We start from the raw sequence: 6,381 nt of genomic DNA on the forward strand, positions 1-6,381 counted from the left end.
GTGATGTACTGGACGCGCTCCGGCGACCTCATGGTGATGGTGATCCTCGGCGGCATGGGCACGCTGTTCGGACCGGTCATGGGCTCGGTGGTGTTCCTGCTGCTGGAAGAGCTGCTGTCGCAGATCACCGAATATTGGGCGCTGATCTTGGGCCCGCTGCTGCTGCTGATCGTGCTGTTCGGCCGCGGCGGCATCATGGGCGCGCTGGGGAGGGCCGGCCGTGGCTGAACCCTTGCTCCGCGTCGAAAAGCTGGTGCGCCGCTTCGGCGGCATCGTCGCGACCGACAACGTTTCGCTCGATGTCGCCAGCGGCGAGCTGCACGCCATCATCGGCCCGAACGGCGCCGGCAAGACCACGCTGATCAGCCAGCTCACCGGGCATCTCGAACCGCATTCCGGCAGCGTCTCGCTGGGGGGCCGCGACATCACCTATCTGCCGGCCTATCGCCGCTGCGCGCTGGGCCTCGCCCGTTCGTTTCAGATCACCTCGCTGCTGCTCGATTTCACCGCCGCCGACAATGTCGCGCTGGCGGCGCAGGCCCATGCCGGTACGTCTTTCCGCTTCTTCGCCAATGCGCGCAAGGAGAAGGGTCTGCGCGATGCCGCCCATGCCGCGCTCGATCGCGTCGGTCTTGCCCATCGCGCCGATGTGCTCGTGTCGCAGCTCAGCCATGGCGAGCGACGCCAGATCGAGCTTGCCGTCGCGCTCGCGAGCAAGCCGAAATTGCTGCTGCTGGACGAGCCGATGGCCGGTCTCGGCGTCACCGAATCCCAGGGCATGGTGAAGCTGCTCCAGGAGCTGCGCAAAGAGGTCTCGATCGTGCTGGTCGAGCACGACATGCCGGCGGTGTTCGCGCTCGCCGACCGCATCTCGGTGCTGGTCTATGGCCGCGTCATCGCCTCCGGCGACCCCGCCGCGATCCGGGCGAACGAGGACGTCAAGCGGGCTTATCTCGGCGACCAGCACGTGGTGACGCACCATGGCTGACACGCTGCTCGACGTCGACGGCATCGAGACCTGCTACGGCCTGTCCCAGGTGCTGTTCGGCCTGTCGCTGTCGATCAAGCCGGGCGAGATGGTCTCGCTGATGGGCCGCAACGGCATGGGCAAGACCACGACCATCCGCTCCATCATGGGCCTGACGCCGGCGCGGGCGGGCAGCATCCGTTTCGCGGGCGCCGAGGTAAGGCAGCTTCCGTCCTACCGAATTGCCAAGCTCGGCGTCGGCCTCGTTCCCGAGGGCCGGCAGATCTTCCCGAACCTCACCGTGCGCGAGAACCTGGTGGCCGCCGCCGCGGACCGCTTCGACAGTCCCAATCCCTGGACGCTGGGCTCGATCTACGTGATGTTTCCGCGCCTCGCCGAACGCGCGTCCAACATGGGCAACCAGCTTTCCGGCGGCGAGCAGCAGATGCTCGCGATCGGCCGCGCGCTGATGACCAACCCGAAGCTGCTGATCCTGGACGAGGCGACCGAGGGCCTCGCTCCGCTGATCCGCGAGGAGATCTGGAATTGCCTGTCGCTGCTCAAGAGCCGCGGACAGTCGATCCTGGTCGTCGACAAGAACGTCGACCACCTCGCCCGCATCTGCGACCGCCACTACATCATCGAGCGCGGCAAGACGGTGTGGAGCGGCACCTCCGACGAGCTGATGGCCGAGCCGGATCTGCAGCACAAATATCTGGGGATTTGAGATACCGCTCGCGCATCCCGGTGGGCGATGTCAGCCCTGCAGCGGATCTTCGCCGACTTTCGGCCAATAGGTGCCGAAACTCCAGAGGCCTCCTTCGGGATCCCGATCCGAAAAGTCACGGCTGCCGTAATCCGTGTTCTGCAGTTCCATTTCGATGCGGGCTCCGGATGCCTTCACCTTGGCGTAGAGCGCGTAGGGATCATCGACGGCCAGATACACCGCGTCGGTTCGGCGCCCGTCGAGATCGCCGACGCTCTTGCCATAGCCATCCGGGCGGTCTGCTCCAAGCATCAGGATGGATGACCCGAACGACAATTCGGCATGCGTGACGATGTTTTCGCGCCTGTAGATCACGCGTTCGGTGAATCCGAGGACGTCCTTCAGCCAGGCGATCATCGCCTCGGCGTCCTTGCAGCGCATGGTGTGATAGAGGCGCGGCGCTTCGATCGGGACTGAGCTGGACATGGCATTCTCCGCTTGGGTTGCGCACGAAGTCTAAGTGGTGCGCTCGCCTGCGGCTTGAACAAATGGGACCTCAGACCTATCCGCCGGCTTCGCGGATCAGGCGCGGATCCAGCTGCTCCAGCCGTGCGGCCCACACGCTCGGGCTTTCGCCGCTGAACTCCTTGAAGTCGCGGGCGAGATGCGCCTGGTCGGCATAGCCTGCCTCGATCGCAATGCCGGCCCAGCCTCGCGCATCGCCGATGCGCGCCAGTTGGCAGGCGCGGTGAAAGCGCAGCATCCGCGCCAACGTCTTCGGTGAAACGCCGATCTCGTTGTGAAACCGGCGCGCGAGATGCTTGCGGCTCCAGCCGATGTCCGTCGCGATGTCCGATATGCGCGCCGCCCCGGCGCTGCGCCCGAGCCGGCCGAGCGCCGCAGCGATCGCGGGGGAGGGCTCGTGGACCGCCCGCGCGAGCACGAAGGTCTCGATGATCTCGAGGCGTCGCTGCCATCCATCCGCCTCCGCCACCATTTCGCCGAGGTCGCGGCCCTCGCGGCCCAGCAAATCGCCGATATCGACCATGCGCGCCGTCAGGTCGGGCACCGCGCCGCCATAGAAGCGATAGGCGCCGAGCAGAGTGAAGTCGATCTGGACGCACATGGCGCGGCCGTCGGATTCGATCCGCACGGGTCCTGGAAACAGGCCGGCAGCGAAGCTCGGCTGCGTGTCGGCATCGCCGGGCTCCCGTCCGAGAGCGATGCGGAACGGGGTTCCGAGACTGACGAGCAACGGCACCGCCAGCGGCGCAGCGTGCCGGAAGCCGGTCAGCGCGAGCCCGCGCTCCCGGTAAAAGGAAATCGAGGAAACGACATGGGCCATGTGCGCCGGGACAGGCCGGCTGATCACCTCCGGCGCAACGCTCGCGTCCATGCAGGGCCTCCGTTGTCACACACAGCATAGTATCGTAGCCCGGGTGAGCGAAGCGATACCCGGGAAGCCAAGACCCCGGATGTCGCTTCGCTCATCCGGGCTACGTCCCGGTGAGCAGCTCACTGCCGATTGCGCATCCAGTCGGCCAAGCCGGATATGGCCTTGTCGAGTTCGGCGCGCGCGGCGCCGTCCGTGATCGTCTCCTCCATCGCGCCGCGCATGCACAGCATCCAGGCGTCGCGTTCGGCATCGCCGATGGCAAAGCCGAAATGGCGCTGCCGCAGCCGCGGATGGCCCTTCTCGGGTGTATAGAGCCGCGGGCCGCCGGTCCATTCCGTGAGATAGCGCTTGAGCACGTCCCTGATCAGGCCGAGGTCGTCCGCATGCATGGCGCGGATGACCTTCGCCTCCGGCAGCCTGTCCATGCGGTCGTAGAAGCGATCGACGAGGGCGTCGATCGTGGCGCGGCCGCCGATCCGCTCGAACATGGACGTGGTGGCGTCGGTGGAGGTCATCGTCTACCCAAAGCTTGCTGCTGAGCGCTGATATAGCGTTGCCGCAGGCCATGCAAAAGCCTCGCTGTCGTCCCGGACAAGCGCAGCTAAGCGGAGTGTGTGGTTCTGGCGAGGTCCAGCCTGCCTACAGCGCCACGCTGCGCAGCCCGAAGCTGCGAGCTTCGTTCTGCAGCACGGGACGCACCGCATCGACCAGCCGCGCGGCGGCGGCATCGACGGAGAGGCCTGCGGTATCCACCACCGCGGTCGCGCGCGAATAGAGCGGCTCGCGGCTTAGCAGGATGTTGCGCAGCTCCGCCATGGCGGAGCGGTCGTCGGCCATGGGGCGCAGATCGCCCTGGCGGCGCACGCGCGCCATGTGCTCCTCGGGCTCGGCCTTCAGCCAGATCGTGTAGAACGAGGTCAGCACCTGGTCGAAGGTCAGGGGCTCGGACACGATGCCGCCGCCGGTGGCCAGCACCATCAGCTCGTTGCGCGCGAGCAGCTGTTGCAGCGCGGCCTGCTCCATGCGGCGAAAACCTTCCTGGCCGTACAGCGCGATGATCTCGGCGACCGAGAGCCCGTTCTGCTGCTCGACCTCCTTGTTGAGCTCGACGAAGCTCCAGCCGATCTTCTTCGCCAAAATCTTGCCGAGGGTGGATTTGCCGGCGCCGCGCAGGCCGATTAGCGCGATGCCGCAGAACGGTGCGCGCCGCGGCGCGGTTGCGCTGCCGCCGGAGAGCAGATCCTTGACCTGGGCAATCTGCGCGGGCGTTGCCTTGCGCAGCAGATCGCGAAACATCTGCCAGTCCGGCGTCGGATCGGGCGAGGGCAGCAGGTCTTCGAGATGCGCGCCCATCGCGTCGGAGACGCGGCGCAGCAGCACGATCGAGACGTTGCCCTTGCCGCTTTCGAGCTGCGCGATGTAGCGCTCCGAAATTCCCGAGACCTTGGCGAGCACCTTGCGCGACATGCCGCGCAGCGCGCGCATGGTGCGCACACGCTGGCCGAGCTGTTCGAGGAAGCGGGATTCGGCGTCGGGACTTTCGGTCATGAGCCTTCTTTACGGATGTCCTCTTGAAGGAAGTCCTGCGGCGCGTTTTAATGAAACATAGTGCCTGCTGGCATTGACAGCAAGCCGCCGCGGTGTCTTTCTATGAATTATAATTCTAAATTCGGGGGAGATGTCCGTGAGCGAGGGATCCTACAATGCGGTGACCTGGCTGCTCGACCGTAACGTCGAGGAGGGCCGCGGCAACAAGCTCGCCTTCGACGACACCGTCTCGCGGCTCAGCTATGGCGAGCTCCAGCAACAGACCCGGCGCGCGGCCAACATGCTGCGCCGGCTCGGCGTCCGCCGCGAGGAGCGCGTCGCCATGATCATGCTGGATACCATCGATTTCCCGATCGTGTTCCTGGGCGCGATCCGCGCCGGCATCGTACCGGTGCCGCTCAACACGCTGCTGACGGCGGACCAGTACGCCTACATCCTCGCCGACTGCCGCGCGCGTGTGCTGTTCGTGTCCGAAGCGCTCTATCCTGTTATCAAGGACGTCGTCGGCCGCATGCCGGATCTCGAGCATGTCGTGGTCTCCGGTGCCAAGCAGAACGGCCACAAGCAGCTCGCTGAGGAAATTGCCGGCGAGAGCGACCGGTTCACCACCGCCACGACGCATCCGGACGAGCCGGCGTTCTGGCTCTATTCGTCCGGCTCGACCGGCATGCCGAAGGGCGTGCGCCATATCCATTCCAATCTGCAGGCAACCGCCGACACCTACGCCAGGCAGGTGCTCGGCATTCGCGAGAGCGACGTGTGCCTGTCCGCGGCAACGCTGTTCTTCGCCTACGGGCTCGGCAATGCGCTGACCTTCCCGATGTCGGTCGGCGCCAGCGTGATCCTGAACAGCGAGCGGCCGACGCCGGCGCGCATGTTCGACCTGATGAACCGCTACAACCCCTCGATCTTCTACGGCGTGCCGACCTTGTTTGCGGCGATGCTGAACGACGAAGCGATGAAGGGCGAGCGTGGCGGCAACGCCTTGCGCATCTGCACCTCGGCCGGCGAGGCGCTGCCGGAATCCGTCGGCAACAGCTGGAAGGCGCGCTTCGGCGTCGACATCCTCGACGGCGTCGGCTCGACCGAGCTGTTGCACATCTTCCTGTCGAACGCGCCCGGCGACATCAAATACGGCTCGTCCGGCAAGCCGGTGCCGGGCTATGCGGTGCGGCTCGTCAACGAAGCGGGCCAGGACGTCGCCGACGGCGAGGTCGGCGAACTCCTGGTCGATGCGCCCTCGGCCGGCGAGGGCTACTGGAACCAGCGCCACAAGAGCCGCCGCACCTTCGAGGGCCCGTGGACCCGCACCGGCGACAAATATGTCCGGGACAGCGACGGCCGCTACACCTTCTGCGGCCGCGCCGACGACATGTTCAAGGTGTCCGGCATCTGGGTCTCGCCGTTCGAGGTGGAGAGCGCGCTGATCACCCATCCTGCCGTGCTGGAAGCCGCCGTGATACCGGAAGCCGATCCGGAAGGCCTCCTGAAGCCGAAAGCCTTCGTGGTGCTGCGCCCGGGCGCGACGACGACGGATTTGCAGGAAATGCTCAAGGAGCACGTCAAGCGGAAGATCGGCCCCTGGAAATATCCGCGCTGGATCGACGTGGTGGAGTCGCTGCCGAAGACCGCGACGGGCAAGATCCAGCGGTTCAAGCTGCGGGAGGGGGCGCATTGAGTGTGTGGACTGCGTTTGCTTACCCTCCCCTGGAGGGGGAGGGTCGGCACGCGATCGAGCGTAGCGAGATGCGTGACGGGGTGGGG

General features: G+C 66.2%; 7 protein-coding genes and 1 pseudogene. 4 read left to right on the plus strand and 4 right to left on the minus strand.

What is annotated here, in order from left to right:
• From JHD07_RS29515 to JHD07_RS29525, 3 genes and pseudogenes are all read left to right on the plus strand, one after another.
• Window positions 1-228, plus strand: a pseudogene (locus tag JHD07_RS29515) (branched-chain amino acid ABC transporter permease); the annotation flags it as partial.
• Window positions 221-988: an ABC transporter ATP-binding protein gene (locus JHD07_RS29520; protein WP_291628561.1), complete on the plus strand. Its 768-nt coding sequence runs from the start codon at window positions 221-223 to the stop codon at window positions 986-988. The pseudogene JHD07_RS29515 and the gene JHD07_RS29520, both read left to right, overlap by 8 nt.
• The gene (locus tag JHD07_RS29525) at window positions 981-1,694 is read left to right on the plus strand and encodes an ABC transporter ATP-binding protein (RefSeq protein WP_291628563.1); all 714 of its coding nucleotides are present in this window, start codon (window positions 981-983) and stop codon (window positions 1,692-1,694) included. Before JHD07_RS29520 ends, JHD07_RS29525 begins: the two co-directional genes overlap by 8 nt.
• Window positions 1,695-1,724: 30 nt before the next feature.
• Here JHD07_RS29525 and JHD07_RS29530 read toward each other — a convergent pair whose 3' ends face one another.
• The 4 genes from JHD07_RS29530 to JHD07_RS29545 all read right to left on the minus strand — a co-directional run bounded on the left by JHD07_RS29530 (window position 1,725) and on the right by JHD07_RS29545 (window position 4,617).
• Window positions 1,725-2,159: a VOC family protein gene (locus JHD07_RS29530; protein WP_291628565.1), complete on the minus strand. Its 435-nt coding sequence runs from the start codon at window positions 2,157-2,159 to the stop codon at window positions 1,725-1,727.
• A gap of 76 nt (window positions 2,160-2,235) precedes the next feature.
• A complete protein-coding gene (locus JHD07_RS29535) occupies window positions 2,236-3,069 on the minus strand; it encodes a helix-turn-helix domain-containing protein (RefSeq protein ID WP_291628566.1) in 834 nt (277 codons plus the stop codon).
• A 119-nt stretch (window positions 3,070-3,188) separates the two neighbouring features.
• On the minus strand, window positions 3,189-3,584 hold the full coding sequence (locus tag JHD07_RS29540; RefSeq protein WP_291628567.1) for a group II truncated hemoglobin: 396 nt from the start codon (window positions 3,582-3,584) through the stop codon (window positions 3,189-3,191).
• Window positions 3,585-3,708: 124 nt separating this feature from the next.
• Entirely contained in the window at window positions 3,709-4,617 is a 909-nt protein-coding gene (locus tag JHD07_RS29545; protein WP_291628569.1) for a helix-turn-helix transcriptional regulator, read from the minus strand.
• Between the two features lie 136 nt (window positions 4,618-4,753).
• Between JHD07_RS29545 and JHD07_RS29550 the strand changes: the two genes are divergently transcribed.
• Complete coding sequence (locus JHD07_RS29550) at window positions 4,754-6,295, plus strand: benzoate-CoA ligase family protein (RefSeq protein WP_291628571.1); 1,542 nt, start codon at window positions 4,754-4,756, stop codon at window positions 6,293-6,295.
• Window positions 6,296-6,381 lie beyond the last annotated feature (86 nt).

Origin of the sequence: Bradyrhizobium sp., assembly GCF_016462955.1 — a bacterium.
Classification (GTDB): domain Bacteria; phylum Pseudomonadota; class Alphaproteobacteria; order Rhizobiales; family Xanthobacteraceae; genus Bradyrhizobium.